We start from the raw sequence: 24,185 nt of genomic DNA, 5'->3' as shown, positions 1-24,185 counted from the left end.
GTGCCTCTTTCATTGGGGGCAAAGCCCCAAAAATTATTCGATGATTTTACTTACTACACCAGCACCAACAGTTCTACCACCCTCTCGGATAGCGAATCGTGTTCCCTCTTCAAGAGCGATAGGTGCGATAAGTTCTGCATTGATTTTAACGTTATCTCCAGGCATAACCATCTCAACGCCTTCTGGAAGTGTAATAGTTCCAGTAACGTCAGTCGTTCGTACATAGAACTGTGGTCGATATCCGCTAAAGAAAGGAGTGTGTCGTCCACCTTCCTCTTTTGTCAATACGTAAATTTCTGCTTCAAATTTTGTATGAGGAGTGATAGTTCCTGGTTGAGCAAGAACTTGACCTCTTTCAACCTCTTCTTTTTTAGTACCTCGAAGAAGTACACCAACGTTGTCACCAGCTTCACCTTGATCTAGCTCTTTTCTAAACATTTCAACGCCAGTAACAGTCGTTTTTTGAGTTGGTCGAAGTCCTACGATTTCAATTTCATCTCCAACTTTTACAACACCTCTTTCGATTCTACCAGTAACAACAGTACCTCGACCAGAGATAGAGAATACGTCTTCAATTGGCATCAAGAATGGCTTATCGATGTCTCTTTCAGGAGTTGGAATATATTCATCAACCGCTTCCATAAGCTTAAGAATTTTTTCGCTCCATTCACCGAGTTTGCCCTCTTTAGCTTCTTCCAAAGCTTTTAGTGCAGAACCAGCAATTACAGGAACATCATCTCCTGGAAAATCGTATTCATTCAAAAGTTCTCGAACTTCCATTTCAACAAGTTCAAGAAGTTCTGGATCATCAACCATATCTTCTTTGTTTAGAAAAACAACGATATAAGGAACACCAACCTGTCGTGCAAGAAGGATGTGCTCTCTTGTTTGAGGCATAGGACCGTCTGCGGCAGAAACAACAAGAATCGCTCCGTCCATCTGAGCAGCACCGGTAATCATGTTTTTAACGTAGTCGGCGTGCCCTGGACAGTCAACGTGTGCGTAGTGTCTCTTGTCAGTTTCATACTCTACGTGAGAAGTAGCGATAGTAATCCCTCTTTCTCTCTCTTCAGGTGCATTATCGATTTGATCATAATCTCTTTTTTCTGCATACCCTTTTTCTGCAAGTACTGCAGTGATTGCAGCAGTAAGAGTTGTTTTACCGTGGTCAACGTGACCGATAGTACCGATGTTCACATGCGGCTTGGTTTTGACAAACTTTTCTTTTGCCATATCTTTCCTCCATTTGAGATTAAATTAACGGGCGTATTATACTAAAAATAAGCCTAAAAACAAATTATAAATAAACCTATCAGTGAATGGAGCCCAGAAGCGGGATTGAACCGCCGACCTCTTCCTTACCAAGGAAGTGCTCTACCACTGAGCTATCTGGGCGTCACCAGTGAATTTTTGAAAATGATTATTGGAAGCATAAACTAAGCAATGAAGATCGAAGCACTGTTAGTTCAGCTCCCAGTATCATGGAGCGGGAGACGGGACTCGAACCCGCGACCCTCAGCTTGGAAGGCTGATGCTCTAGCCAACTGAGCTACTCCCGCATGACTGGTGGTGGGAGGAGGATTCGAACCTCCGAAGGCGAAAGCCAGCAGATTTACAGTCTGCCCCCGTTGGCCGCTTGGGTATCCCACCAAGTCTTTCACTGGTCAAACGCTGATATTCATGGAGCCGGTGAAGGGACTCGAACCCCCGACCTGCTGATTACAAATCAGCTGCTCTAGCCAACTGAGCTACACCGGCATCGATGAATGTGGGTGAAATTATAAGCAAAAAATTTTTGAATGTCAAGAGTGTGTATAAGTCCAATACATATGGCACTCATAATGATTTTCAGGGAGGAATTGTACCGGAGATTTGAGATTAAGTGAATGGTGTGGTATTTTGGTATTGTAATCGATAAGCCATTTTGCTAATTTTTTATTGAATTTTTGTAAGTCTGTAAAGAGTACATCTTCATAGTATTGAATAAACTGTTCTTGGATGGTTCTGTTAAATCTCTCATTGTGTGCATTCATTTTAGGACTTTTAGGATATGTCCAATAATGTGTGAGACCTTTTTGTTCAAGCAGAGCGTCAAACTCTTTTTTGAACTCACTGCCATTATCAGAAAGAATTGCGAGTTTACGTTTATGTTTGATAGATGTTATTCCATCGATGAGAGCTTCCAAGGCGTATGCAGTATGTTTTGCTCTTTTGGATGGAATTGCCACTGCGAATGCAATACGTGTGAGTGGGTCTATCATGGTAAGGATATATCGTTTTATACCGTTTGAGACTATTTGGATGGTATCTACTGCCCAGAGTTCAAATGGTTTAGTTTTAAGGTTTTTGGGTTTGCGACTTTTTTGAACTCTCTTTTTTGGTTGAACTTTTCCTTTTGTATCGATGCGATAGGGAACGAGTCTCATTGTATCTGGTGCTTTTGCGATAATTCTTCCTATTGTTGATTCTGAAGGAGTTTTCACTCCTTTTGCTTCACAAAAGGGTTTCAGTAGATGGTAGAGTTTTGCTTTACCGATGTTGGGATATTTTTCTCTTAATCGTTTTATCTCTTTTATAACTTCTAGTGGTACTTTTGACTCTCTTACTTTTTTTGGTTTACGTGATTTTGGGTTTAAGGCTTTGATATCTCCATTTGCATCATTGAAACTCTTTTTCCAGCGATAAAGCGTTCTTCTGCTTACTCCAAAAGCCTCTATTGTAGCTTCCAATCCATATTTTTGCCAAAACTCCAGTATCTTTTTTCTTCTTTTTGCCTCTTCACTTATCATGAGGCTATTGTAATAGATTTGCTTTAATCTTTTATACCCTTTGAGCCCTGGAAATGTGTATCTGATTTGCACTCCTCTCTCCTCTTTGGAGAGTGCCAGATCTGAATGAACTTATGCAGAGTGATACGAATGAATTTTTCATTTGTTTGGGAGAACTCCTCCCAAACCTATCATGAAAGTAGTTCTTCTACTTTTTGGATAATGTTAGCTATCGTAAAGCCATACTCTTTAAAAAGTACATCTCCAGGACCACTGGCGCCAAATCTGTTTTCCATGCTGATCATTGCATCCGCGAAGCGGTAGAGTTCAATTCCAGCAGCTGCTTCAACTGCCAAGACTTTCGTTGATGGATTAAGTACCTCTTTTTGATATTCTGGATCTTGTTCCAAGAAGAGCTCCATACAAGGCATACTCACCACGTTGGCATTGATCCCTTTTTCTTCCAAATGGCATCCGGCTTTAAGTGCCAGCATCACTTCACTTCCACTGGCCAAAAGGGTTACAGTAGCATTTTCCCGTTTTTTGATGATGTAAGCACCCCTACTTGGATCACCAAAATCTCTTTTCGGTTTTAATACTTCAAGTTTTTGCCTGCTCAAAACAAATCCACTTGGTTTCTCTAGCTTCAATGCTACTTTCCAGCACTCTATATTTTCTGTTGCATCTGCCGGTCTGAATGTATAAAAATTCGGGAGTGCTCTAAACGTAGTTAGTTGCTCGATTGGCTGGTGTGTCGGTCCATCTTCGCCAACACCGATACTATCGTGCGTCCAGATAAAATAGTTTTTGAGGCTACTGAGTGCTGCAATCCGAACTGCCGCTTTTTGATAGTCACTGAATACAAAAAATGTTGCATTGAATGGAACCAAACAGCCGTAAGTTGCCATACCATTTGTAATGGCTCCCATAGCATGCTCACGAATACCGAAATGGAAATTTTTTCCATTTGGGAAATCCCCCATACCTTGCAAGTAGGTTTTATTTGATGGAGCGAGGTCGGCACTTCCTCCTACAAAACCAGGTAAGGCTTTTGCTATTGCGTTTAAAATCTTGCCATTACTGTCTCGCGTAGCCACTTTGCTCCCCGGTTCAAACTCTGGCCATTCTATCACATCAAAATCAGGGTTTTGCAATCTTTCAAGCAAATCTACCTGTTCCTTATACGGGGACTCGAAAATGAGTTTTTTCCACTCTCGCTCAGCCAAATCCCCCTCTTCAACGGCACATCGAAATCGAACCAATACATCTTCTGGTACATAAAACGCTTTATCTTCTGGAAAGCCTGCTTTCTTCTTTGCACATCGAATATCCTCTTCTCCAAGTGGTGCACCATGCGAGTGAGGATCCCCTTCATAGTGGCAACTGCCTTTTGCAATGATCGTATTTGCTTTGATCAAAACCGGTTTTTTTCTATTTTTTGCCCATGTAAGGGCAGCGTCGATCTCATTATAATTATGCCCATCGATTTCGATTACATCCCAATTTTGTGCCCGAAAACGCTCCAATACATCTTCATTCCATGCTATCGCGGTATCGCCTTCGATAGTAATATGGTTGCTGTCATAAATCATTATCAGATTATCAAGCTCAAAGCGGCCCGCCAATGCACACGCTTCATAACTAATACCCTCTTCCAGGTCTCCGTCACCGCACATACAATAGACTTTATGATCGATGATTTTTGTGGTTTTTGAATTGAGAAGATTGCCAAGATATTTGCTGGCCATCGCCATTCCCACTGCATTGGCAACACCTTGCCCCAAAGGACCTGTAGTGATTTCTACTCCGGGTGTGTGTCCATATTCAGGGTGACCCGGTGTTTTGCTTCCAAATTGGCGAAACTCTTTAAGATCTTCCAAACTGATATCATATCCCCACAAATATAAAAGAGAGTAGATTAGACCTGTGGCATGTCCTCCACTAAAAACAAGTCGATCTCGATTGAGCCATTTTGGATTTTTAGGATTGTGTTTGAGATGGCGTGAAAGTACTACAGCAATATCAGCAAGACCCAATGGAGCACCTGGATGGCCACTATTGGCTTTTTGTATCATATCAAGAGCCAAAAACCGGATGGTATTTGCCATTTTTTGCATCATCGCTTCATTCATCAACTATCCTTTGTTAAAGTTTTTGTGTCGAAAAAGATACGTTCCAAGAATGGATTGTAGAGTCTGAGAAATATCTTGGTCGAATTGTTCAATTTCATCATGAAGTCTTTTTGCTAATTGATCTGCCTCTTCGTTTGCTTTCTTTAATCCAAGAAGATTCACAAAAGAGTTTTTATCTTCATCATTTTGCGTCGTTTTTCCCGCTTCTTCTGATGTAGCGACTTTGTCTATAATATCATCTTGGATTTGAAACAAAAGACCCAGATCGATACCGAAATTGTACAGACGGTTCTGCTCTATGAAGGGTAGATCCACAATCACAGCACCCATTTGCAGTGACGCGGCAATCAATTTGGCTGTTTTATTGATATGAAGCTGCTGCAATTGTTCAAGAGATAATTTTTGATTTTCAAAATAGCAATCGAGAATTTGTCCATGCACCATACCCTCAATGCCACCGTTTTGTGCCAAAATCTCTGTAAGTTTTGCCCTCGTATCGCTACTCAATGCACTTTTAGCAATGCAATAGAAAGCGTATGTATTGAGCGCATCACCAACGAGAACAGCAGTTAATTCATCATATTTTTTATGAAGAGTCTCTTTGCCGCGTCTTAGATCTGCATCGTCCATTACAGGAAGGTCATCGTGAATGAGCGAATAGGTATGGAAAATCTCTATGGCCATAGCAACATCTAAAGCAGATGGAATAAGCAAAGGATTTTTTGCCTGGACGATACTCAAAAGAAGCAGAGGGCGAAATCGTTTTCCTCCAGCTTGCAGCATATAGCCAAGAGCATCTGTATAAAAAGGATGAAAGGATTGTACATGCGGCAGATTTTTTTGGAGATGATCTTCAAAAAGTTGCAGTAGCTGCATCTATTTTTGTCCGAAAATATCTGGAGTCATCATGGATAAAGCACTTCTTTGCTTATCCTCTTCCACCATTTTCAAAACATCATTAATAGCACTAATCAATAAGATCTGCAATGAATCTTTATCTTCAAGGAGGGAATCGTCAATTTCGATATCGATAATTTCTCCTTTACCATTCGCCGTTACTTTGATAAGTCCACCGCCACTTTTAGCAATAAAACTTTTACTCTCTTGCTCTTCTTGGAGTTTCTTCGCTCTTTCCTGGATCTCCTCGAAAACTTTTCCAAGATCACCAAGATTCATTTTGTCAAACATACTTTCCTCTTTTACATATAAGAGATAATCTCTTCTATATCATTCTCGTCGTTTACTAAAACGACTGTTGGCTCATAATTTTCCAATTCACTCTCATCAAAAAGAGCATAGGCTACTATGATAATTTTGTCTCCAGGATGCGCTTTTCTTGCAGCAGCTCCATTGAGACAGATATCTCGCTTTCCGCGCTCCCCTTTGATAACATAGGTTTGAAAACGTTCACCATTGTTGATATTGAGTATCTCCACTTTTTGCCCTACACGAAGCTTTGCAGCTTCCATGAGCTCTTCATCGATTGTAATGGAGCCGACATAGTTCAAGTCGGCATCCGTTACAGTAGCTCGATGAATTTTGCTATAGAGCATCTCTATTTGCATTCTTACGCTCCGCCTGCCATTTTGATAACATTAGCGATACTCATAGGTTCATCCCAATACTCTTTCGGTATGAGATACTCTTCAACAGGATTACCACCAATGATATGCTCTTCTATAATTCTATCAATTTTTTGCTTATCGAGTCCAACATACATATAATGACCAGGCTCGACCAACATTACAGGCCCCAGCTGACATCTATTTAAGCAACCCGTTCGAACAGGTTGAACCGCAGCAATAATACCTTTTTCCATCAATTTTTGTGCCATATATTGAAACAGTTGTTGACTCTCTGGATTATTGGCGTTTACACAGCTCGGTTTTGGAAAACCTGGAGGTGCGGACTGCTCACACTTAAAGATATAAAATGTTGGTTGAGGGATTCCCATCGTGACTCCTTTAAATAATACAAATTTTGTCTGAATTGTAGCAATAATTTATTAAATCAATATTAGATTATTTTCATTTATTATAAACAAAAGAAGATATTAAGTGCCTCTTTCATTCAAATCTTCTATAATATCTGTGACTACTTCGACATCGCTATATGGTATCTTTGTACCATTTTGTTCAATGTACTCTTCATCTCCTTTACCAAGAATCAAAAGAATTTCATCTTTTTGTAATGAATGGAACGCTTTTTCGACTGCTTCTTTTCTATCAACGATTTTTTCCACGAAAACATCTGTTTCTATACCTTTTGCAATATCTTCGATAATCTGTTTTGGATCTTCACTTCGTGGATTGTCAGAAGTAAGATATATTTTGGTACAAAACCTACTGGCCACATTCCCCATCAGTGCTCGTTTACTTCTGTCTCTATCTCCACCCGCGCCAAATATTGCTACCAATTTTTTTCCTGGAAAGCTCTCGAAAACTTTTTGCATACCATCTGGAGTATGGGCAAAATCGACAATAATTAACGGCTCTTCGTTGAGAATCTGCATTCGGCCTTTGACACCGGCAAAATGTTCTGTTACTTCACAAATCTGCTGCAGAGGCAAGTTTGTCAACATATGTACTGCGCTTATTGCTGCAGTAACATTATAGAGATTAAATAGACCGATCATTGGCGCATGAAAATCGATCATCTCATTGCCAAACCGAAGTACAGCGCTGATCCCGTTTTGCATTGAAAAGGCCAGGATCTGATAGGTAGCAAGCTCTTCAACGCTGTATGTTCTTGCACCCTTTGGATTGTATTGGATATGCTTATCATCTTTGTTAATAAGTTTTGACCCTTCATCCATAAAAAAACTGCTTTTTGTAGCAATATAGTTTTGCATGGTTTTGTGATAGTCCAAGTGATCTTGTGAAATATTGGTAAACACTTTCAGTGCGAACTGAAGATCTTCGATTCTATTTTGTGCAATAGCATGGGAACTGACTTCCATGACAAAATATGTCGCTCCCTGTTGTTTTGCAGTATACATATGATACAGTGTTTGTAAAATTGGAGGGGTAGTCAAAGACTTTTTTTCAAGTTGCTCATCCTCTATAAAAAATCCCCTGGTCCCTTGTAATGCTGCTTTCAATCCAAGATCATTAAGATAGGAATAGATGGCAGCTGCAGTTGTAGTTTTTCCATTTGTCCCTGTAACGCCAATGGTTTTAAGAGTGTCCAGCCGATACCGATTGATTAAATCCTGGGGAGTTATAATTTTTTCCTTTGGTATATCTGTAACGTATTGCCGATTTTGTTGTGTGATTAAAAAATAGTCCGCATCCTGAATGGATTTGGAATGATCCGTGACAGTTATGTTCTCAAATGTACAAATCATACTTTTGTCAGTCTTTCAAAAAACTCTTGTAATTTCTGATCAGTGGGATAAAGCTTTGTTGCGTCTTCTAAATAGCTGTACACAATATCGGTAAAACCGTTTTCTATCAGTCGATCGATAAAATCGAAAAAATCACTCTTTTTCGTAATAATCACTTTTGTAGAAAACATAATATCTTCGAAAGCCTCTTTGAAACTTCCTCTTGATTCTACAATAGACAGAAAATCCTTATATGTAATTCCTTCCATTTGAGGTAATGTATCAGATTCGAAAAGTTTGCTCAGTTCCTCTTGATCATAATCCAACTCTTGTATCATTGCTAAAATTTGATCCTCTGGATTGTTAACTGCCTCTTCTTTTAATACTATATAATAATCAAACAGGGCAATCGCTTCCTCTTCATCCTCATTGATCATATCACACAATATAGTGCCCAGTATTGCCTCTTTGTTAGTAGGTTCAATTCTCAATACGGACTCAAAAAATTTTTTTGACTCATCGTATTGACGTTTTAAAAAATGTTCCCCAGCCTTTTCCAAAAGGATCTTTTTCTTCAACTATTTCTCTCCTTCATATTGCATCGCTATATCTTCCCATTGATCTTCGTATCCAGGCGGTATATTGACTACTTCGATTTCTGGGTGAATATCAATTTTAAGCTGTCTTTCGACGCCGTATTTCAAAGTGTTTCCACTTGCACTACACCCTACACATGCACCACCAAGCTGAACAAACACTCGACCGTTTTTAACGCCGAGTAGCTTTATATCTCCACCATCAAGTGCCAGCATAGGCTTGATTTTTTCTATAACTTTCTCTACAGCTGGATAGAGATCTTCATCACTGAATGGAATAGCCATTGCAATCCTTTGTTTCGATATGAGCGAATATAGTTAATTTTGGATAAAAAGAAGATTAAGAAAAAGCATTAGTAGGATATAGAGGCAAAGCCTCTATAGTTATACAAGTTCGATGAAAGCCATAGGCGCAGCGTCACCGCGTCTTGTTCTGGTTCGGATAATTCGCGTATACCCACCATTACGCTCGTTATATTTTGGAGCGATTTCATTCATGAGTTTTTTAGTTGCTTCTTTATCTTGCAAATAGGCGAATACTTCTCTATGAGCGTTGAAATCACCTTTCTTTGCCTTTGTAATGAGCTTTTCAATGTAACTTCGAAGAGTTTTCGCTTTTGCAACAGTTGTCTCTATTCGCTCATTCATAATTAAAGCAATTGCAAGGTTTTTGAGCAATGCTTTTCTATGAGAACTCGTTCTGCTCAGTTTTCTGTATCCGTGTCTATGTCTCATTTGCTATCCTTTAGGACTTGTTCTGTTCTATTTTTTTAAGAATTGTCTCTTTCTCTTGATCGCTTAACTTTCCAAGATCGATGTTGAGTTCAGAAAGTTTCTCCTGGATTTCATCGAGGGATTTCTTACCAAGATTTTTTATCGATTTCAGTGCCTCGTTGCTCATAAGTAGTAATTCGCCAACATATTTGATGCCAGCTTTGTCCAAACAGTTGTAACTTCGAGCACTTAGATCGAGTATATCCAGAGGTTGGTAAAAGATCTCGCTATTTTCAATATTTTGTCCAACTGTTTCTGTAACTTCGATATCGTTTGTAAAGATTTCCATTTGGCTTTGCATAACATTCATAGCCATTTTCAATGCGCTTACTGGATCAACTTGACCATCAGTTTCAATATCAAAAACTATTTTTTCATAATTCGGATTATCTTCAACAAGTACCTTTTCAATCTCATATACCGCTTTTTTCACTGGAGTAAAAAAAGCGTCCAATGGAATATACCCTTGTGGCAATAGATCTCGAATCATTTCACTTGGTACATATCCGATACCTTTTTGAACGATAATGCTCATTTTAAGCTCAGCATCTTCATTCAGCGTTGCGAGGAATGCATCTGGCGTCACAACTTCAACCAAGTCATTTTCAAAATCTTTTCCAAAGAGCTCTTTTGGCCCACTGAACTCATATTCGAGTGTTACATTTTCTTGTTCACTGTCTCTAAGTTTAAATCGAACATTTTTTAGATTGATAATAAATGCTGCTACATCTTCAAGCATACCTCGCACACTGTCGAACTCGTGTTGTACGCCTTCGATTTTCAGTCCAATCGGCGCATATCCTGCAGTACTACTTAAAAGAAGTCTTCGAAGTGGATGTGCCACGGAAATGGCATATCCACTTTCATATGGATACACATGCAATCTAATGGCATTTTCTTTAATTTTTTCAACTTCCATATGTGTCGGAACAGATGGAGTTATTTTTATTTTATTCATTGTGCCACTCTCTTTATTTATTTTTTAACTATTATTTAGAGTATAGCTCGACGATCAATCGCTCTTCTACTGGTATATCTATCTCTTCTCGTTCAGGAATGCGTGTAAAAATACCAAATACTTTCTCTTTATCCACATCGACCCAAGGAACGATTCCGGTCTGATTCGTCAATTCAAGAGATCTTTGAATTTGTGGATTGTTTTTGCTCTTTTCACGGATCTCGATTTTTTGACCCGGTTTAACTCTAAATGATGGAATGTTTACTCTTTTACCATCCACGAGTACATGTCCGTGGTTTACAAGCTGTCTTGCAAATCTTCTTGTGGTCGCGAATCCCATTCTATAAACTACGTTATCAAGTCTTCTTTCAAGAAGTTTGATCAAATTCTCCCCGGTGTTGCCTTCCATTCTGTTCGCTTCCTTGAACAGATTTCTAAACTGTTTCTCTGCAACACCATACATAAATTTTGCTTTTTGTTTTTCTCGAAGTTGTAAACCGTATTCACTAATTTTGCTTCTTCTTTGTCCGTGTTGTCCCGGTGGATATGGTCGCTTCTCAAGTGCGCTTTTACCAGCCAGTCTTCGCTCACCCTTAAGAGCAAGACTCACACCAAGGCGTCTTTCAATTTTCTCTACCGGACCTCTATATCTTGCCATCTGTTTCTCCTAATCCAAAATATTATTGCTCTGTTTTGGCGTACCGTTTAAATTGTTATACTCTTCTTCGTTTTGGAGGTCTACATCCATTGTGTGGCAATGGGGTGATATCTTTAAAAAAGAGAACACGAATACCCTCAATTGCCCCAACACTTTTTACAGCAGTATCTCTCCCGCTTCCCGGTCCTTGAACTTTGATTCCGACTTCTTTAATACCGTGCTCCTTCGCTTTAGCCATTGCATCTTCTACTGCTTGTTGTGCTGCAAAAGGAGTAGATTTTTTGCTTCCTTTAAATCCCAAACTTCCAGCACTGCTCCATGCGATGACGTTTCCCATTTCATCAGTGACAGTAACAACAGTATTGTTGAATGTTGCGTTGATATAAACAACGCCTCTTGCAATATTCTTTTTAACTATTTTTTTTCTTGCACCTTTTCTTTTCGCCATCATTCAATCCTTTATTTAGCACCTACTGTTTTTTTCTTACCTTTTCGTGTTCGAGCATTTGTTTTCGTTCTTTGTCCTCGAACAGGAAGACCACGTCTATGTCGAAGGCCTCTATAACATCCGATATCCATAAGCGCTTTGATATCCATAGCTACTTTTCTTCGAAGATCACCTTCGACCATATAGTTTTCACGGATATGTTTGTTGATAGCAGCTACTTCATCTTCAGTGAGTTCATAAACTCTTTTATCGTAGCTGATGCCAACAGCATCAAGAATTTTTCGAGATGTTGTCAATCCAATTCCATAAACATATGGAAGTGCATACTCTATTCGTTTATTTTTTGGTAAATCTACGCCTGCAATCCTTGCCATGGACTATCCTTGTCTTTGTTTGTGTTTTGGATTTACACAGATTACTCGTACAACGCCTTTGCGTTTGATAATCTTGCATTTTTCACACATCTTTTTTACAGATGGTCTAACTTTCATTGATTTCTCCTTTGTGATTTAGGCACGGAAACGGTACGCCTAGGTTGAGTGAGCAACTCAACCAATCCTTGTAAGAATTGTGCCTTTCTCTTACAAAGATTCTTCCCTCAGCTTATAAAAAGGGACATAATTCTACTTATATTTGCCTTAATTTAAGCTTATTTATATCGAAAAGTGATGCGTCCTTTATCAAGACTGTATGGTGTCAACTCCACTTTTACCTTGTCTCCAGGAAGAATTTTAATGTAGTGCATTCTCATCTTTCCGGCAATATGGCACAGCACTACATGTCCGTTTTCCAATTCTACTCGAAACATTGCATTGGGTAATGCCTCTTTGACTATACCGTCCACTTCTATTACATCATCTTTTGCCATTTAATCCTCCTTGCTTAATATCTCTGCTTTATTGTTTATGATTGCAACTGTATGTTCATAATGACTGCCTCGAAGACCATCCTCACTCACGACAGACCATTTGTCTTCAAGAATTTTCGGAGTACCAAGTTTTTGACAGATCATAGGTTCAAGACAAAATACCATGCCATTTTTGATTTTGGGTCCACTTTTTGGTGATCCATGTTCAAGGTAGTTGGGAATCTCTGGCTCTTCATGGGGTTTTCTTCCAATGCCATGTCCACAAAAGCCGTGGAGTGGTACATATCCCCGTGAGCGGATATATTTTTCTATCTCATAACTTAATTCTTTAAAACGCATGCCAGCTTTGATAATATCGATAGCAAAATAGAGCGTATCTTTTGCTACATTGATCAGCTCTTCATCTTTTTGAGAGATTTTTCCAACACCTACTGTTATCGCTGCATCTCCATACCATCCATCAAGTTCGGTACCGATATCAAGTCCCACGATATCGCCCTCTTGAAGACGATAGTCCGTAGGGATTCCATGAATGATAACTTCATTGACCGAGGTACACACAGATGCTGGAAAACCGTATAGTCCTTTGAAAGATGGTCGTGCTCCCAGGCTTCTGATATACTCCTCACCCATTTGATCAAGTTCTTTGAGAGAAACGCCAGGCTGGCATTTCTCTTTGAGATAGTTCAGTGTTTTTGCAACGATTATGTTTGCTTTACGAAGTTTTTCTATCTCATTGGGTTTTCTTATCGCGATAGCCATCAAAGACCTACAGCACTCAATGTTTCATAACGGTTCATATAGATTTGGGCTTCAATTTTTCGCATTGTATCAAGAGCTACCTGAACGACTATCAATACAGCAGTACCACCAAAATAGAATGGCACACCCATAGCTTTCACTAAAACCCAAGGAAGCGTAGAAATGATCCCTAGGTATATGGCACCCCAGAATGTCAGCCTGCTTGCTACCTCATTCAGATATGCTGCAGTCGGTTCGCCTGGACGAACGCCCGGGATGAATCCACCTTGTCGTTTGAGGTTATCGGCAATATCTTTCGCGTTAAAAACGATAGATGCATAAAAGTATGCAAAAAAGATAACAAGAAAAAACATTAAAGCATTAAAAACAAATCCGTTGGGATTTAAAATATCTGAAATCTTTTGCACGATTGGATTGGTACTCGATTGTAAAATCGTTGATGGAAACATTAAGATTGCAGAAGCAAAAATCGGCGGTATAACGCCACTCAAGTTTACTTTGATCGGAATGTAGTTCATAATTCTTTTTTTCTGATTTTGCATCAGCACTTTTCTTGAGTATGATATTGGAATTCTACGCTCCGCCAGTTCTACATAGATAATGAATCCTACGGTTACTAAAATAATAGCGACGATTGCAATCAAGATAAGGAAATTGAGTTCACCTGTGTTGACAAGATTGATTGTCCCGCCTATTGCACTAGGAATACCTGAGACGATCCCTGCAAAAATGATAAGTGAGATTCCGTTACCGATACCTTTTTGCGTTATCTGCTCTCCTATCCACATTAAAATCATCGTCCCAGCAAGCATACTGATGGCTGCAATAGTTACGAATGTAGGCATATCGATCATAATAGCGCTTTCACCGCCCCTGCCTGTAAGACTTTGCAGGCCTATTGATACACCGATAGCTTGTATAAGCGTAATGACAATGGTTGCATAACGGATAATCTGCATATATTTGGTCATTCCGTCTCGTTCTTTTTTCATCTGGCCAAGACTTGGAAATGTCGCAGCAAGGAGTTCCATAATAATAGAAGCGGTGATGTAGGGCATAATTCCCAATGAAATGATACTGAGTCTTCGTACAGCGTTACCGCTAAACATATTGAACATGCCAAGGGCATTGCCGCTTTGGGAATCGAAAAACTCTTTCACTATGTCTATATTTACTCCAGGTACCGGCACATACGCTAGGACTCTATACAAAAAGAGAAATCCTAGCGTAATAAGAATTTTGTTTATGAGTGAGCGACTCATTATTTTTGTCCACTATAAGAGATGTTATCGTCTTTAATTTTAGAGACGATCTCTTGTACACTGCTCCCAATCAATTTTACTCTCGTTACATATTTTGGTAACTTATAGACACTTCGTATAGTCTCCATAGTTATCTCTTCCAACTGGGCAACTTTTTTTACTTTGTCAACATTAATAGCGTGGGGTTTTACAACATTGGATGTAAAACCAATTTTTGGGAGTCTTCTTTGCAAAGGTTGTTGACCACCTTCAAATCCCCTTTTTTGTGAGTACCCAGTTCTACTCTTTTGACCTTTTTGTCCTCTTGTGGCAGTTTTTCCCATGCCACTCCCTTGACCTCGGCCTACTCTTTTGGTTTTGTGTGTACTTCCAGGTGCTGGTTGTAGATTATGTAGTGCCATAGCTTATCCTTTTATTCGCTCTAATGCTTCAATAGTTGCACGAACTAGTGTTGCAGGGTTGTTGGAACCAAGCGATTTTGTCAAAATATCTTGAATTCCAGCAAGTTCAAGTACTGGTCTTGCTGCACCACCGGCAATTACACCGGTACCTTGACTTGCAGGCTTGAGCAATATTTTGCTTGCATTATACTTATGCTCAATATCGTGAGCAATCGTAGTACCTTTAATATTTACAGTTGTTATATTTTTAAATGCATTATCGATCGCTTTTTTAATAGCATCAGGAACCTCTTTAGCTTTCCCAATACCATATCCAACGTGACCCTTTTTGTCACCTACAACAACAAGTGCACTAAATCGAAACCGTCGCCCACCTTTTACAACTTTGGTAACACGACTGATATTTACGACAACTTCTTCGAATTCTTCTCTATTCCATTTTTCCATTGACTACCCCTAAAACTTGATTCCGTTTTCTCGTAAAGCATCAGCAAAGGACGCTACCACACCATGGTAGAGATATCCGTTTCTATCAAAAACGATAGTCTCTATGTTAAGAGCTTTGAGCTTTCCAGCCAAATCCTCAGCAACTTTTTTCACATCCTCTTTGTTTACTTTTACGCCAAGTTTTGCACCATCACTATAGGCAAGTGTATGCCCTTTTGTATCATCGATAGCTTGTGCGTAAAAGTGTCTATTGGACTTAAAAATGGATACACGAGGTCGATCAGCACTGCCTGTGATCTTTCCTCGAACTCTTCTTTTTCTTTTAATTCTCAATCTATTTTTTCTTCTTTGAATACTCTCTCTCATAATCTACCCTTTACTTCTTCGCTGTCTTACCAGCTTTTCTGATGATAACTTCATCAACATATTTCACACCTTTGCCTTTATATGGCTCTGGTGGTCTGAAGCTTCTAATCTCAGCTGCAACTTGGCCAACTTTTTGTTTATCGTGGCCTTTGATCGTGATGATGTTTTTTTCAACACTGATCTGAATACCTTCTGGAATAGGATAGAGAATTGGATGTGAAAAGCCGAGCTGCAATTCAAGCTCTTTTCCTTTTACTGCAGCTCTGTATCCAACACCGTTGATTTCAAGTTTCTTTTCAAAGCCCTTCGTGAGGCCTTCTATTGCATTGTTCGTTAATGCTCGGTATGTTCCCCAAAATGCTTTGGACTGTTTGTCCTCACCTACTGGCGAAAAAACGATTTTATTATCTTCTATTGACACATTCACTCTATTGCCAAATTCAACCTCTTGTGTAAGGTTGCCTTTTTTGGCGATAATTTTTCCATTTTCAATTTTTACATCGACACCACTTGGTATCGCAACCGGTTGTTTTCCTATTCTGCTCATTTCTTTCCTTTATACGATATTTCTACGATTGCTCGAATGGATATCGTATTACCAAACACTACAAAGGACTTCGCCGCCAACTCCAAGGCGGTAAGCTTCATCGTTAGGTAACACACCTTTACTTGTACTTACAATGATCGTTCCGTATCCATTTTTAAATCGTTTAATTTCATCTTTACCTTTATAGATACGTCGTCCAGGTTTAGAAATCCGTTTAATTTCATTGATAACAGGTCTCTTTTTCTTTCCTGCTTCTTCATATTTCAAAACAACATTGATGAATTTTTTATTGCCCTCTTCGACAACTTTATAACTTTCAATGTATCCTTTTTCTTGTAAAATCTTTACGATTGCTTCTACAATTTTTGAATAAAGAAGCTTCGTAACTTCTTGTCCTCTGATAGAGGCATTTCTGATTCTTGTTATAGAATCTGCAATAATATCATTTACCATCTATTTCTCCTTCATGAATATCTAATAGGGTTCGGCCTTGCCGCTACCTATTAGTGAATTACCAGCTCGCCTTTTTCACGCCTGGCAGTAAACCTTCATTTGCCATTTTTCTAAGACAAATTCTACAAAGACCAAAATCTCTATATACAGATTTTGGGCGACCACATATTCGGCATCGTGTATATGCACGTACTTTAAATTTTGGCTTTCTTTTCGCTTTTGCGATCATACTTTTCTTTGCCATTATCTACCACCTTTAGCAAATGGGAATCCGAGCTTTTCAAGCATTGTAAACGCTTCTTTATCGTTATCTGTTGAAGTAACGATCGTTATGTTCATACCGTGTGTTTTGATGATATTGTCATAGTCCACTTCAGGGAACATCAACTGTTCATCTAAACCAAAATTGTAGTTTCCTCTTCCATCAAAGCCACTTCTTGGAAGGCCTCTAAAGTCTTTTACTCTTGGCAACGCGATGTAGATGAGTTTTTGTAAAAAGTTCCACATTCTGTCACCACGAAGCGTTACACGTACACCTACTGGCATACCCTCACGTATTTTAAATCCAGCCTCACTCTTTCTTGCTTTTGTTACAACGGCATGCTGGCCAGCAATAAGACTGATAGTATCTTGGATATTTTGCATCAACTTACTATCACGGCTTGCCTCTCCAGCACCAACACTGATAACAATCTTTTCAAGTTTTGGAGTCAACATCGGATTTGCAAGGCCAAGTTCCTCTTTTAGTGCTGGTGCAACCTCTTCTTGATACTTCTTTTTTAGTTCCAATGTCATGACGCACCACCTTCTACTTTTCGCACATTCGAAATATGAATAGGCATCTCTTTATTAATGAATCCACCTTCAGGATGCTGTTCACTTGGCTTTACCGCCTTTTTCACTACTTTACATCCAGCAACAATAACTGCCTCTTTTTTTGGAAGTACTTGAAGTACTTCACCAGTTTTTCCTTTGTCATCTCCGGCGATGATTTCAACAATATCGCCCTTTTTGATCTTAAATTTAGCCATTACAGCACCTCCGGTGCAAGAGAAACTATTTTCATAAAGTTTTTATATCGAACCTCTCTGGCAACGGGACCAAAGATACGAGTACCGATCGGTTCGTTTTTGTTATCAAGAATAACTGCTGCGTTGTCATCAAACCGAATCAAAGATCCGTTTTCTCTTTGAATCTCTTTCTTTGTTCGTACAACGACAGCTTTAACAACTTGACCCTTTTTTACTTTACCGTTTGGTAAAGCTTTCTTTACAGATGCAACGATCACATCACCTACAGAGGCATATCGTCTTTTTGAGCCTCCAAGCACTTTAATAGCCATGATCTCTTTAGCGCCACTATTGTCAGCGACGTTTAGTCTTGTAAAACTTTGAATCATTACTCAACTCCTGCCTGAACGATCTCTTTGAGCCTAAAAGATTTTCGTTTGGAAATCGGTCTACACTCTACGGCAGTAACGATATCACCAACTTTTGCTTTATTGTGCTCATCATGCACAAGATATTTTTTAAATCTTTTAACAATTTTGTGATATTTTGGGTGTACAACTTTTCGCTCTACAAGAAGCGAAACTGTTTTGTCACCACTTTTCTTTACCACTTTTCCTTGAATAACTCTTTTGTAAGCCATTATCCAGCCCTTCTTTTTTCTGCTATTGCAGTCTTGATGCGTGCGATATCTTTTCTTGTTTTTCTAATCGCACTCGTATCCTGAAGCTGCATAGTTTTGAGCTTCATTCGAAGCCCGAACAGCTCCAACTTCTTCTCTTTCAACAATCCCTCGAGCTCTTGTAGGCTCTTCTCTTTTATCTCAGTATATTTCATTTTCACTCTCTTGTGTCACGATTTTTGTTTTGAAAGGAAGTTTATATCGTGCAAGATCGAGCGCTTCTCTTGCAAGGCTCTCTTCAACGCCAGCCATTTCATAAATGATTCGGCCAGGTTTAATGTTCATAACCCACTTTTCAACAGAACCTTTCCCTTTACCCATCCTTGTCTCCAATGGTTTTTTGGTTAAAGGTTTGTCTGGAAATACTCGTATCCAGATCTTACCGGTTCTTTTCACTTTTCGTGTCATCGCAACCCTTGCAGCCTCAATTTGACGAGAGTCGATTCGGCCATGCTCAAGGGCTTTGATTCCAATAGTTCCGAATGCAAGACTGTTGCCGTTATAGGCTTTGCCTCTGTTTCGACCCTTTTGCTGTTTTCTATATTTTGTTTTCTTTGGCATCAACATGATTAGCTTCTCCTTCTTGGAGCTCTGCGTCGAGGTCTTTCAGTTGGCTCTGGTCGAATTCCTTTTTGAAGAACTTCACCTTTAAAAATCCACACTTTAACCCCGATCACTCCGTAGGTTGTATGAGCTTCTGCAAAACCGTAATCAATTTTTGCTCTTAATGTATGAAGTGGAACCCTTCCTTCAAGATACCACTCAGTTCGAGCCATTTCAGCTCCGCCAAGTCGTCCGGCAACTTGTACTTTGATCCCTTTTACGCCAGCTTTTTGCGCTGCTTGGATCACCTTTTTCATCGCACGTCTGAAAGCAACACGTCGTTCAAGCTGTGTTGCTACGTTTTCAGCAGCAAGCTGGGCAGATGCTTGAGGTCTTTTCTCTTCTTTAATGTTTATAAAAACTTCTTTGCCAACCAGTTTTTGAAGTTTTTGCTTCAATTTTTCAATATCGGCACCTTTTTTCCCGATAATGATGCCAGGTCGTGCTGCAACTATAGTTACACGAAGTTTTTTCGCTGTTCGCTCTATGATAATATTGCTGATTCCTGCATAATAGAGCTCTTTTTTCAAAAACTTTCTGATTTTGTTATCTTCTTCGACTCTCTCCGGCATTTTATTGAAATCCGGAAACCATCGTGACTCCCAGTTTCTATTGATTCCAAGTCTTAAACCAATCGGATTGACTTTTTGACCCATTAGCTATCCTTCTTTTGTGCTACTTCCACATACACATGGGAAGTTGGCTTCATGATTCTGCTGGCTCGACCTCTCGCTCTTGGTCGAAATCTTTTTAGGTAAGGACCTCTATCTACACGGCAAGAGGTGATCACAACCTCTTCAGGCTCATATCCGCCGTTTGCTACAGCACTCGTAATCACTTTAGAGATTACTTTTGCCGCTTTGTTTGGCATAAATTCCAATGCCGCCAATGCCTCTTCTGCGTTCATACCCTGCACCTCGCGAGCGATCAATCTCGCTTTAGTAGGTGAGAGTCGAATAAATCTCAATACCGCTTTACTCATCACCTATCCTTATTTCCCAATTTTCTTTTGAACAGAGCCTTTGTGGCCTTTAAAAGTTCTTGTAGGTGCAAATTCACCAAGCTTGAAGCCCACATGGTTTTCTGTAATGTACACAGGAACAAATTGTCGTCCATTATGCACGTTGATTGTAAGTCCAATCATTTCAGGAACGATTGTACTTCTTCGAGACCATGTTTTGATAGGCTTTTTGTCACCGCTCTCTTTTGCTTTGAGTACTTTCTTCATGAGATGGTCATCTACGAATGGACCCTTTTTAATACTTCTTGCCATCTTCTACCCTCTTATTTCTTTCTTCTTGAGATTATAAGCTTGTCGCTTGGTTTTTTGCGTCGTGTCTTATAACCTTTGGTTGGCATACCCCAAGGTGTTACAGGGTGACCACTTGGACCGGTTTTTCCTTCACCACCACCGTGTGGGTGATCAACTGGGTTCATTGCTGAACCTCTCGTTTGCGGTCGGATACCTCTGTGTCTATTTCGTCCAGCTTTACCGATTACGATGTTGGCATACTCTTCGTTTCCAACAACACCGATTGTTGCCATACACTCACCAAGAATTTTTCTCATTTCGCCACTTGGAAGTCGCAAAATGACATATTTGTCTTCTCGGCCCATAATCTGTGCATATGCTCCGGCGCTTCGCGCAAGCTGTCCGCCTTTTCCAGGCTTCATTTCGATATTATGCACAAGAGTACCGACAGGGATGTTTTTAAGCTTCATAGCATTGCCTGGCAATACATCTAGACCGGCTTCAGCTGCTTCTACAGTATCGCCAACTTTAAGACCACTTGGCTGGATGATATATCTTTTATCACCGTCTCTGTAAACAACCAATGCAATTCGACAGTTTCTGTATGGGTCGTATTCAATTGTCGCCACACGTCCTGGTACGCCATATTTGTTTCGTTTAAAATCGATGATTCTATACAGTTTTTTAGCTCCAGCTTCTCTGTGTCTGGAAGTAATTCGTCCTTGGTTGTTTCGTCCCGCACGTGCCGGGAGTTTTACCAAAAGTTTTCGAACACTAGGTTTTGCAGTGATATCACTGCTGTCAACAACGCTCATGAAGCGTCGGCTGGGCGTATACGGTTTATATTTTTTTACTGCCATGTCTCTATCCTTACACCGCTAAACTTTCTATGCTTGCGCCCTCTGGGAGCTTCACATAGAATTTTTTATAGTTATCTCTTTTTCCTTCTACTCCTCGAAATCGTTTTGTCTTCCCTTTCATTCGAAGGGAGTTGATTTTTACAGGAGTAACACCAAAATACTCTTTCAAAACAGCTTTAAGCTGATTCTTTGTCATTTTCTCACTTGTTTGGATAACAACATATCCCTCTTCTTGAAGGCCCAAACTCTTTTCAGTATAAATGATTGATTTGATATCTGTTATATCTGCCATCTTAGCCCTCTTTTACGATTTTTTCCCAAACTGGTCTTTCGATCACTACAGCTCTAAAAGCAGCTGCAAGATACGCATTCAGTTCGTTCGGTTCGATCAAATATGCATTTGGCAGGTTTCGAAATGCCAAAAACGTTTTTTCATCGATATTCTCTTTTACTACCAAGACATCTCGTGCACCGATTTTATTTACTATTGCCGCTGCATCTTTTGTTTTTCCAGACTCTACTGCAATAGAATCCACGATAAATAGTGCACCTTGTTCACCTTTTTCATTGAGTGCAAATTCAAGCGCTTTTCTTTTTTGCTTTTTGTTCACTTTTTGTGTGTAGTTTTTGGTGTTTTTCGGACCAAATGCAACGCCACCACCAACAAACAAAGGTGATCGGATCGATCCGGCTCGTGCACCACCTCGACCTTTTTGCTGCCAAGGCTTTCGTCCACCACCACTCACTTCGCCTCTGCTTTTCGTATGCGCATTGTTTGCTCTCAAATTCGCGGCATACGCTTTGGCATAGAGATAAAGGTTGTGTGGGTTGATTCCTTGAAAATGCTCAGGAAGTGCTACTTCACTAGCTTTTTCAAAATTTTCATTTAAAACTACTGCTTTACTCATTTCACAATCCTTACTTTACCAAGTGCTCCGTTAGGTCCAGGGATCGAACCTTTTACCACCAAAATCATATTCTCTGGATCAAAACTAACAACTTCATTTTGAACAGTCACTTTTTTGTTTCCGTACTGTCCTGGCATCTTTTGTCCTGGCATAATTCGTCCAGGCCATTCACACATACCCACAGAACCTGGTGCTCTGTGAAATCGTGAACCGTGGCTATCTGGACCACCACCGAAATTCCATCGTTTTACAACACCGCTGAAACCTCGACCTTTTGAGTTGAAGCTTGTTTTGATTCTTTTCGCTTCACTGAGTGGTGTCACATCAAGATCGCCAGCTTCTGTATTGGTAACTTTCAATTTTATAAATCTGTTAAATTCTGGGCTTAATCCATATTTTTTCTGTTGCCCTTCGATCGCTTTGTTTCGTTTTTTGCCTTGAGAATATGCAACGATTGCCTTCCCACCTTCCAAAAGTTCACAAACTTTTGCTTCTTTTACCTTTAAAAGTGTTACAGGAACACTTGGAACCGAAATGGTTCTGCTCATTCCAATTTTTTCTACGATATATTCCATCTGCTCCCCTTATTCACCCATTGACCGTACTTCGACATCCACTTCTGGCGCCAAGTCGAGTTTCATTAACGAATCGACTGTATCAGGCGTTGCCGAAACGATATCAATAAGTCGTGAGTGAATTCTTATCTCAAACTGTTCTCTTGAATCTTTGTTGATATGTGGTGATCTAAGAACCGTATATCTTCTAATTTTTGTAGGTAAGGGAATCGGACCTCTGATCTCTGCTCCCGTTCGCTTCACAGCCTCAACGATAGCTGAGACACTTCTATCTAAAACCCGGTGATCGTAAGCACGAAGCTTAAGTCGAATCTTTTCCATTGTCGCCTTTCACAAAGAACTCGTTGCCGAAGCAACCTAATTCGGAGCTTGCATTATAGACAAAGCGATTTGGAAAATCAAGAGTTTTCGCTATAATTTTTACAATTTATTTCCTTTTAGGAAGGAAAATGAAAGCGATTGAATACTTTTATGAAAACAGCGTAACCAAGCATACTTTTCTACCAAGAAAACTGGATCTAACGCTTAGAGAAAAAATGCTTTTGACTGGTCCAAAATTTTGTGGAAAGTATGCACTCTTACAATCCTTTATACGAACCTATTTTGATCAAAAAGAGGTTCTTTGGATTGATTTCGACGATGTCCGTGCCAATAGTGTCACTCTCGATTCAGTTCAATCATTCATCAATAAAAATGCAATTGCAGCTATTGTACTTTATGGTTGGAATGATCATATTCCTTTACCAAACACTCAATATCTCATCATTGCATCTCATGAGAATATTTCCATTGAAGGTTTCACACATTATCAGCTCAATAATCTTGATTTTGAAGAGTATCTACTTTTTGAAAAGAAAACAGATATTAAAATTGCATTCAACAATTTTTTAAAAAATGGAAACTATCCTGAACTTTCCAAAATTGACGACTTCAAAAAGGATAAATATTTTCAAAATCTTCTCTATCTCACTTTCAAAGAGGACTTCGAAATTTTTAAAGAGATTGCTTACTATCAAGGCTACACCTCATCTGTCTATTTTCTTTTTAATCGCATCAAAGAGCGATATCGTATTTCCAAAGATAGATTTTATGCCCTCTTTGAATCGTGGCAGAAGAACGGATACATTTATGCGATAGATAAATATGGAGCCACAAGGGGTGCTAAAAAGCTCTTTTTTCATGACTTTACCATAAAATCAAGACTCTTTACGCAAAAAGAGTTTCCAAAAAGCTTTGAAAACATGGTCTTTTTGGAAATCGCTGATAAAAAAGTTTACTATCTTGAACCAATGGGTCTTTATATTCCAGATGAAGAGCGGCTAATCCTCCCTATTCCTTTCGGAAATGAAATCAGGATCCAAGAAAAAATTGATCAAATCCTAAAAAGGAACAAAATAGCCCTTAAAAAAATAGAAGTTATAACTATAGGAAGCAGTTTTCGATATAGTGTTGGGGATATTCCATGTGAAATTCTGCCCTTTTATGCATGGGCTGTGGGGAAAGAGTGAAAATATTATAAATATATAATTTGTA

Annotated in this window: 40 protein-coding genes and 4 tRNA genes; 1 reads left to right on the top strand and 43 read right to left on the bottom strand. The window is 39.4% G+C overall.

Annotation, left to right across the window (positions count from 1 at the left end):
• Positions 1-33 precede the first annotated feature (33 nt).
• The 43 genes from tuf to rpsJ all read right to left on the bottom strand — a co-directional run bounded on the left by tuf (position 34) and on the right by rpsJ (position 22,973).
• Entirely contained in the window at positions 34-1,233 is a 1,200-nt protein-coding gene (tuf, locus tag NIS_RS01430) for an elongation factor Tu (RefSeq protein WP_012081637.1), read from the bottom strand.
• Between the two features lie 87 nt (positions 1,234-1,320).
• Positions 1,321-1,395: transfer RNA gene (locus tag NIS_RS01425), tRNA-Thr, on the bottom strand.
• Between the two features lie 87 nt (positions 1,396-1,482).
• Positions 1,483-1,559 (bottom strand) — tRNA-Gly (locus NIS_RS01420).
• 5 nt (positions 1,560-1,564) lie between these two features.
• Positions 1,565-1,650: transfer RNA gene (locus NIS_RS01415), tRNA-Tyr, on the bottom strand.
• Between the two features lie 31 nt (positions 1,651-1,681).
• A tRNA-Thr gene (locus tag NIS_RS01410) sits at positions 1,682-1,758 on the bottom strand.
• Positions 1,759-1,802: 44 nt separating this feature from the next.
• The gene (locus NIS_RS01405) at positions 1,803-2,861 is read right to left on the bottom strand and encodes a DDE-type integrase/transposase/recombinase (RefSeq protein WP_012081636.1); all 1,059 of its coding nucleotides are present in this window, start codon (positions 2,859-2,861) and stop codon (positions 1,803-1,805) included.
• 98 nt (positions 2,862-2,959) lie between these two features.
• Complete coding sequence (gene tkt, locus NIS_RS01400) at positions 2,960-4,900, bottom strand: transketolase (RefSeq protein ID WP_012081635.1); 1,941 nt, start codon at positions 4,898-4,900, stop codon at positions 2,960-2,962.
• A 3-nt stretch (positions 4,901-4,903) separates the two neighbouring features.
• Positions 4,904-5,776: a polyprenyl synthetase family protein gene (locus NIS_RS01395; protein WP_012081634.1), complete on the bottom strand. Its 873-nt coding sequence runs from the start codon at positions 5,774-5,776 to the stop codon at positions 4,904-4,906.
• On the bottom strand, positions 5,777-6,088 hold the full coding sequence (locus NIS_RS01390) for a YbaB/EbfC family nucleoid-associated protein (RefSeq protein ID WP_012081633.1): 312 nt from the start codon (positions 6,086-6,088) through the stop codon (positions 5,777-5,779).
• Between the two features lie 11 nt (positions 6,089-6,099).
• A complete protein-coding gene (gene panD / locus NIS_RS01385) occupies positions 6,100-6,465 on the bottom strand; it encodes an aspartate 1-decarboxylase (protein WP_012081632.1) in 366 nt (121 codons plus the stop codon).
• Positions 6,466-6,467: 2 nt separating this feature from the next.
• Positions 6,468-6,854 carry a (2Fe-2S) ferredoxin domain-containing protein gene (locus NIS_RS01380; RefSeq protein WP_012081631.1) on the bottom strand — a complete coding sequence of 129 codons (387 nt, stop codon included), beginning with the start codon at positions 6,852-6,854 and terminating at the stop codon, positions 6,468-6,470.
• A 99-nt stretch (positions 6,855-6,953) separates the two neighbouring features.
• A complete protein-coding gene (locus NIS_RS01375; RefSeq protein ID WP_012081630.1) occupies positions 6,954-8,246 on the bottom strand; it encodes a UDP-N-acetylmuramoyl-L-alanyl-D-glutamate--2,6-diaminopimelate ligase in 1,293 nt (430 codons plus the stop codon).
• Positions 8,243-8,803, bottom strand: coding sequence for a hypothetical protein (locus tag NIS_RS01370; RefSeq protein ID WP_012081629.1), 561 nt, complete (start codon positions 8,801-8,803; stop codon positions 8,243-8,245). The genes NIS_RS01375 and NIS_RS01370 overlap by 4 nt, the downstream gene beginning before the upstream one ends.
• Positions 8,804-9,106: a NifU family protein gene (locus tag NIS_RS01365; RefSeq protein WP_012081628.1), complete on the bottom strand. Its 303-nt coding sequence runs from the start codon at positions 9,104-9,106 to the stop codon at positions 8,804-8,806.
• A 99-nt stretch (positions 9,107-9,205) separates the two neighbouring features.
• Complete coding sequence (rplQ, locus tag NIS_RS01360; protein ID WP_012081627.1) at positions 9,206-9,556, bottom strand: 50S ribosomal protein L17; 351 nt, start codon at positions 9,554-9,556, stop codon at positions 9,206-9,208.
• A gap of 10 nt (positions 9,557-9,566) precedes the next feature.
• Positions 9,567-10,553 carry a DNA-directed RNA polymerase subunit alpha gene (locus NIS_RS01355; RefSeq protein ID WP_012081626.1) on the bottom strand — a complete coding sequence of 329 codons (987 nt, stop codon included), beginning with the start codon at positions 10,551-10,553 and terminating at the stop codon, positions 9,567-9,569.
• 31 nt (positions 10,554-10,584) lie between these two features.
• Complete coding sequence (rpsD, locus tag NIS_RS01350; protein WP_012081625.1) at positions 10,585-11,211, bottom strand: 30S ribosomal protein S4; 627 nt, start codon at positions 11,209-11,211, stop codon at positions 10,585-10,587.
• Between the two features lie 55 nt (positions 11,212-11,266).
• A complete protein-coding gene (rpsK, locus tag NIS_RS01345) occupies positions 11,267-11,659 on the bottom strand; it encodes a 30S ribosomal protein S11 (RefSeq protein ID WP_012081624.1) in 393 nt (130 codons plus the stop codon).
• An 11-nt stretch (positions 11,660-11,670) separates the two neighbouring features.
• On the bottom strand, positions 11,671-12,033 hold the full coding sequence (rpsM, locus tag NIS_RS01340) for a 30S ribosomal protein S13 (protein WP_012081623.1): 363 nt from the start codon (positions 12,031-12,033) through the stop codon (positions 11,671-11,673).
• Positions 12,034-12,036: 3 nt separating this feature from the next.
• Positions 12,037-12,150, bottom strand: a complete 114-nt coding sequence (rpmJ, locus tag NIS_RS01335) for a 50S ribosomal protein L36 (RefSeq protein WP_012081622.1) — start codon at positions 12,148-12,150, stop codon at positions 12,037-12,039.
• Positions 12,151-12,308: 158 nt separating this feature from the next.
• On the bottom strand, positions 12,309-12,527 hold the full coding sequence (gene infA, locus NIS_RS01330) for a translation initiation factor IF-1 (RefSeq protein WP_012081621.1): 219 nt from the start codon (positions 12,525-12,527) through the stop codon (positions 12,309-12,311).
• Positions 12,528-13,289 carry a type I methionyl aminopeptidase gene (gene map, locus NIS_RS01325; protein ID WP_012081620.1) on the bottom strand — a complete coding sequence of 254 codons (762 nt, stop codon included), beginning with the start codon at positions 13,287-13,289 and terminating at the stop codon, positions 12,528-12,530.
• On the bottom strand, positions 13,289-14,551 hold the full coding sequence (gene secY, locus NIS_RS01320; protein ID WP_012081619.1) for a preprotein translocase subunit SecY: 1,263 nt from the start codon (positions 14,549-14,551) through the stop codon (positions 13,289-13,291). The genes map and secY overlap by 1 nt, the downstream gene beginning before the upstream one ends.
• Positions 14,551-14,952 (bottom strand): 50S ribosomal protein L15, encoded by a 402-nt coding sequence (gene rplO / locus NIS_RS01315; protein WP_012081618.1) that lies wholly within the window; start codon positions 14,950-14,952, stop codon positions 14,551-14,553. Before rplO ends, secY begins: the two co-directional genes overlap by 1 nt.
• A gap of 3 nt (positions 14,953-14,955) precedes the next feature.
• Positions 14,956-15,399, bottom strand: a complete 444-nt coding sequence (gene rpsE, locus NIS_RS01310) for a 30S ribosomal protein S5 (protein WP_012081617.1) — start codon at positions 15,397-15,399, stop codon at positions 14,956-14,958.
• Positions 15,400-15,408: 9 nt separating this feature from the next.
• On the bottom strand, positions 15,409-15,765 hold the full coding sequence (rplR, locus tag NIS_RS01305; protein ID WP_012081616.1) for a 50S ribosomal protein L18: 357 nt from the start codon (positions 15,763-15,765) through the stop codon (positions 15,409-15,411).
• Between the two features lie 10 nt (positions 15,766-15,775).
• Entirely contained in the window at positions 15,776-16,312 is a 537-nt protein-coding gene (gene rplF / locus NIS_RS01300) for a 50S ribosomal protein L6 (RefSeq protein WP_012081615.1), read from the bottom strand.
• Positions 16,313-16,360: 48 nt separating this feature from the next.
• Positions 16,361-16,765 (bottom strand): 30S ribosomal protein S8, encoded by a 405-nt coding sequence (gene rpsH / locus NIS_RS01295; RefSeq protein WP_012081614.1) that lies wholly within the window; start codon positions 16,763-16,765, stop codon positions 16,361-16,363.
• A gap of 58 nt (positions 16,766-16,823) precedes the next feature.
• Entirely contained in the window at positions 16,824-17,009 is a 186-nt protein-coding gene (locus NIS_RS01290) for a type Z 30S ribosomal protein S14 (protein ID WP_012081613.1), read from the bottom strand.
• The gene (gene rplE / locus NIS_RS01285; RefSeq protein ID WP_012081612.1) at positions 17,009-17,560 is read right to left on the bottom strand and encodes a 50S ribosomal protein L5; all 552 of its coding nucleotides are present in this window, start codon (positions 17,558-17,560) and stop codon (positions 17,009-17,011) included. Before rplE ends, NIS_RS01290 begins: the two co-directional genes overlap by 1 nt.
• Positions 17,557-17,796 (bottom strand): 50S ribosomal protein L24, encoded by a 240-nt coding sequence (gene rplX / locus NIS_RS01280; RefSeq protein ID WP_012081611.1) that lies wholly within the window; start codon positions 17,794-17,796, stop codon positions 17,557-17,559. Before rplX ends, rplE begins: the two co-directional genes overlap by 4 nt.
• Complete coding sequence (gene rplN / locus NIS_RS01275) at positions 17,796-18,164, bottom strand: 50S ribosomal protein L14 (protein ID WP_012081610.1); 369 nt, start codon at positions 18,162-18,164, stop codon at positions 17,796-17,798. Before rplN ends, rplX begins: the two co-directional genes overlap by 1 nt.
• Positions 18,164-18,415: a 30S ribosomal protein S17 gene (gene rpsQ / locus NIS_RS01270; protein ID WP_012081609.1), complete on the bottom strand. Its 252-nt coding sequence runs from the start codon at positions 18,413-18,415 to the stop codon at positions 18,164-18,166. The genes rplN and rpsQ overlap by 1 nt, the downstream gene beginning before the upstream one ends.
• Entirely contained in the window at positions 18,415-18,609 is a 195-nt protein-coding gene (rpmC, locus tag NIS_RS01265; protein ID WP_012081608.1) for a 50S ribosomal protein L29, read from the bottom strand. Before rpmC ends, rpsQ begins: the two co-directional genes overlap by 1 nt.
• The gene (gene rplP, locus NIS_RS01260; RefSeq protein WP_012081607.1) at positions 18,596-19,021 is read right to left on the bottom strand and encodes a 50S ribosomal protein L16; all 426 of its coding nucleotides are present in this window, start codon (positions 19,019-19,021) and stop codon (positions 18,596-18,598) included. The genes rpmC and rplP overlap by 14 nt, the downstream gene beginning before the upstream one ends.
• A gap of 2 nt (positions 19,022-19,023) precedes the next feature.
• Positions 19,024-19,713 carry a 30S ribosomal protein S3 gene (gene rpsC / locus NIS_RS01255; RefSeq protein ID WP_012081606.1) on the bottom strand — a complete coding sequence of 230 codons (690 nt, stop codon included), beginning with the start codon at positions 19,711-19,713 and terminating at the stop codon, positions 19,024-19,026.
• Positions 19,713-20,039, bottom strand: a complete 327-nt coding sequence (gene rplV / locus NIS_RS01250; protein ID WP_012081605.1) for a 50S ribosomal protein L22 — start codon at positions 20,037-20,039, stop codon at positions 19,713-19,715. The genes rpsC and rplV overlap by 1 nt, the downstream gene beginning before the upstream one ends.
• A gap of 9 nt (positions 20,040-20,048) precedes the next feature.
• Complete coding sequence (gene rpsS / locus NIS_RS01245) at positions 20,049-20,330, bottom strand: 30S ribosomal protein S19 (RefSeq protein WP_012081604.1); 282 nt, start codon at positions 20,328-20,330, stop codon at positions 20,049-20,051.
• An 11-nt stretch (positions 20,331-20,341) separates the two neighbouring features.
• Positions 20,342-21,169: a 50S ribosomal protein L2 gene (gene rplB, locus NIS_RS01240; RefSeq protein ID WP_012081603.1), complete on the bottom strand. Its 828-nt coding sequence runs from the start codon at positions 21,167-21,169 to the stop codon at positions 20,342-20,344.
• A 10-nt stretch (positions 21,170-21,179) separates the two neighbouring features.
• Positions 21,180-21,461 carry a 50S ribosomal protein L23 gene (locus tag NIS_RS01235; protein ID WP_012081602.1) on the bottom strand — a complete coding sequence of 94 codons (282 nt, stop codon included), beginning with the start codon at positions 21,459-21,461 and terminating at the stop codon, positions 21,180-21,182.
• Position 21,462: 1 nt separating this feature from the next.
• Positions 21,463-22,077: a 50S ribosomal protein L4 gene (gene rplD / locus NIS_RS01230; RefSeq protein ID WP_012081601.1), complete on the bottom strand. Its 615-nt coding sequence runs from the start codon at positions 22,075-22,077 to the stop codon at positions 21,463-21,465.
• On the bottom strand, positions 22,074-22,652 hold the full coding sequence (gene rplC, locus NIS_RS01225; protein WP_012081600.1) for a 50S ribosomal protein L3: 579 nt from the start codon (positions 22,650-22,652) through the stop codon (positions 22,074-22,076). The genes rplD and rplC overlap by 4 nt, the downstream gene beginning before the upstream one ends.
• Positions 22,653-22,661: 9 nt before the next feature.
• The gene (gene rpsJ / locus NIS_RS01220) at positions 22,662-22,973 is read right to left on the bottom strand and encodes a 30S ribosomal protein S10 (RefSeq protein WP_012081599.1); all 312 of its coding nucleotides are present in this window, start codon (positions 22,971-22,973) and stop codon (positions 22,662-22,664) included.
• 128 nt (positions 22,974-23,101) lie between these two features.
• On the opposite strand from rpsJ, the gene NIS_RS01215 reads away from it, so the two are divergent.
• Positions 23,102-24,160 carry an ATP-binding protein gene (locus NIS_RS01215; protein WP_012081598.1) on the top strand — a complete coding sequence of 353 codons (1,059 nt, stop codon included), beginning with the start codon at positions 23,102-23,104 and terminating at the stop codon, positions 24,158-24,160.
• The last annotated feature ends 25 nt before the right edge of the window (positions 24,161-24,185 follow it).

This window comes from Nitratiruptor sp. SB155-2, from assembly GCF_000010325.1.
Lineage (GTDB): Bacteria > Campylobacterota > Campylobacteria > Campylobacterales > Nitratiruptoraceae > Nitratiruptor.
This window is presented reverse-complemented; position numbering and strand designations above follow the sequence as displayed.

Coding starts and splice junctions, on each gene's coding strand:
- tuf (WP_012081637.1), bottom strand. CDS start 1,233: ATGGCAAAAGAAAAGTTTGTCAAAACCAAGCCGCATGTGAACATCGGT.
- tkt (WP_012081635.1), bottom strand. CDS start 4,900: ATGAATGAAGCGATGATGCAAAAAATGGCAAATACCATCCGGTTTTTG.
- NIS_RS01395 (WP_012081634.1), bottom strand. CDS start 5,776: ATGCAGCTACTGCAACTTTTTGAAGATCATCTCCAAAAAAATCTGCCG.
- NIS_RS01390 (WP_012081633.1), bottom strand. CDS start 6,088: ATGTTTGACAAAATGAATCTTGGTGATCTTGGAAAAGTTTTCGAGGAG.
- panD (WP_012081632.1), bottom strand. CDS start 6,465: ATGCAAATAGAGATGCTCTATAGCAAAATTCATCGAGCTACTGTAACG.
- NIS_RS01380 (WP_012081631.1), bottom strand. CDS start 6,854: ATGGGAATCCCTCAACCAACATTTTATATCTTTAAGTGTGAGCAGTCC.
- NIS_RS01375 (WP_012081630.1), bottom strand. CDS start 8,246: ATGATTTGTACATTTGAGAACATAACTGTCACGGATCATTCCAAATCC.
- NIS_RS01365 (WP_012081628.1), bottom strand. CDS start 9,106: ATGGCTATTCCATTCAGTGATGAAGATCTCTATCCAGCTGTAGAGAAA.
- rplQ (WP_012081627.1), bottom strand. CDS start 9,556: ATGAGACATAGACACGGATACAGAAAACTGAGCAGAACGAGTTCTCAT.
- NIS_RS01355 (WP_012081626.1), bottom strand. CDS start 10,553: ATGAATAAAATAAAAATAACTCCATCTGTTCCGACACATATGGAAGTT.
- rpsD (WP_012081625.1), bottom strand. CDS start 11,211: ATGGCAAGATATAGAGGTCCGGTAGAGAAAATTGAAAGACGCCTTGGT.
- rpsK (WP_012081624.1), bottom strand. CDS start 11,659: ATGGCGAAAAGAAAAGGTGCAAGAAAAAAAATAGTTAAAAAGAATATT.
- rpsM (WP_012081623.1), bottom strand. CDS start 12,033: ATGGCAAGGATTGCAGGCGTAGATTTACCAAAAAATAAACGAATAGAG.
- rpmJ (WP_012081622.1), bottom strand. CDS start 12,150: ATGAAAGTTAGACCATCTGTAAAAAAGATGTGTGAAAAATGCAAGATT.
- infA (WP_012081621.1), bottom strand. CDS start 12,527: ATGGCAAAAGATGATGTAATAGAAGTGGACGGTATAGTCAAAGAGGCA.
- map (WP_012081620.1), bottom strand. CDS start 13,289: ATGGCTATCGCGATAAGAAAACCCAATGAGATAGAAAAACTTCGTAAA.
- secY (WP_012081619.1), bottom strand. CDS start 14,551: ATGAGTCGCTCACTCATAAACAAAATTCTTATTACGCTAGGATTTCTC.
- rplO (WP_012081618.1), bottom strand. CDS start 14,952: ATGGCACTACATAATCTACAACCAGCACCTGGAAGTACACACAAAACC.
- rpsE (WP_012081617.1), bottom strand. CDS start 15,399: ATGGAAAAATGGAATAGAGAAGAATTCGAAGAAGTTGTCGTAAATATC.
- rplR (WP_012081616.1), bottom strand. CDS start 15,765: ATGAGAGAGAGTATTCAAAGAAGAAAAAATAGATTGAGAATTAAAAGA.
- rplF (WP_012081615.1), bottom strand. CDS start 16,312: ATGAGCAGAATAGGAAAACAACCGGTTGCGATACCAAGTGGTGTCGAT.
- rpsH (WP_012081614.1), bottom strand. CDS start 16,765: ATGGTAAATGATATTATTGCAGATTCTATAACAAGAATCAGAAATGCC.
- NIS_RS01290 (WP_012081613.1), bottom strand. CDS start 17,009: ATGGCAAAGAAAAGTATGATCGCAAAAGCGAAAAGAAAGCCAAAATTT.
- rplE (WP_012081612.1), bottom strand. CDS start 17,560: ATGACATTGGAACTAAAAAAGAAGTATCAAGAAGAGGTTGCACCAGCA.
- rplX (WP_012081611.1), bottom strand. CDS start 17,796: ATGGCTAAATTTAAGATCAAAAAGGGCGATATTGTTGAAATCATCGCC.
- rplN (WP_012081610.1), bottom strand. CDS start 18,164: ATGATTCAAAGTTTTACAAGACTAAACGTCGCTGACAATAGTGGCGCT.
- rpsQ (WP_012081609.1), bottom strand. CDS start 18,415: ATGGCTTACAAAAGAGTTATTCAAGGAAAAGTGGTAAAGAAAAGTGGT.
- rpmC (WP_012081608.1), bottom strand. CDS start 18,609: ATGAAATATACTGAGATAAAAGAGAAGAGCCTACAAGAGCTCGAGGGA.
- rplP (WP_012081607.1), bottom strand. CDS start 19,021: ATGTTGATGCCAAAGAAAACAAAATATAGAAAACAGCAAAAGGGTCGA.
- rpsC (WP_012081606.1), bottom strand. CDS start 19,713: ATGGGTCAAAAAGTCAATCCGATTGGTTTAAGACTTGGAATCAATAGA.
- rplV (WP_012081605.1), bottom strand. CDS start 20,039: ATGAGTAAAGCGGTATTGAGATTTATTCGACTCTCACCTACTAAAGCG.
- rpsS (WP_012081604.1), bottom strand. CDS start 20,330: ATGGCAAGAAGTATTAAAAAGGGTCCATTCGTAGATGACCATCTCATG.
- rplB (WP_012081603.1), bottom strand. CDS start 21,169: ATGGCAGTAAAAAAATATAAACCGTATACGCCCAGCCGACGCTTCATG.
- NIS_RS01235 (WP_012081602.1), bottom strand. CDS start 21,461: ATGGCAGATATAACAGATATCAAATCAATCATTTATACTGAAAAGAGT.
- rplD (WP_012081601.1), bottom strand. CDS start 22,077: ATGAGTAAAGCAGTAGTTTTAAATGAAAATTTTGAAAAAGCTAGTGAA.
- rplC (WP_012081600.1), bottom strand. CDS start 22,652: ATGGAATATATCGTAGAAAAAATTGGAATGAGCAGAACCATTTCGGTT.
- rpsJ (WP_012081599.1), bottom strand. CDS start 22,973: ATGGAAAAGATTCGACTTAAGCTTCGTGCTTACGATCACCGGGTTTTA.
- NIS_RS01215 (WP_012081598.1), top strand. CDS start 23,102: ATGAAAGCGATTGAATACTTTTATGAAAACAGCGTAACCAAGCATACT.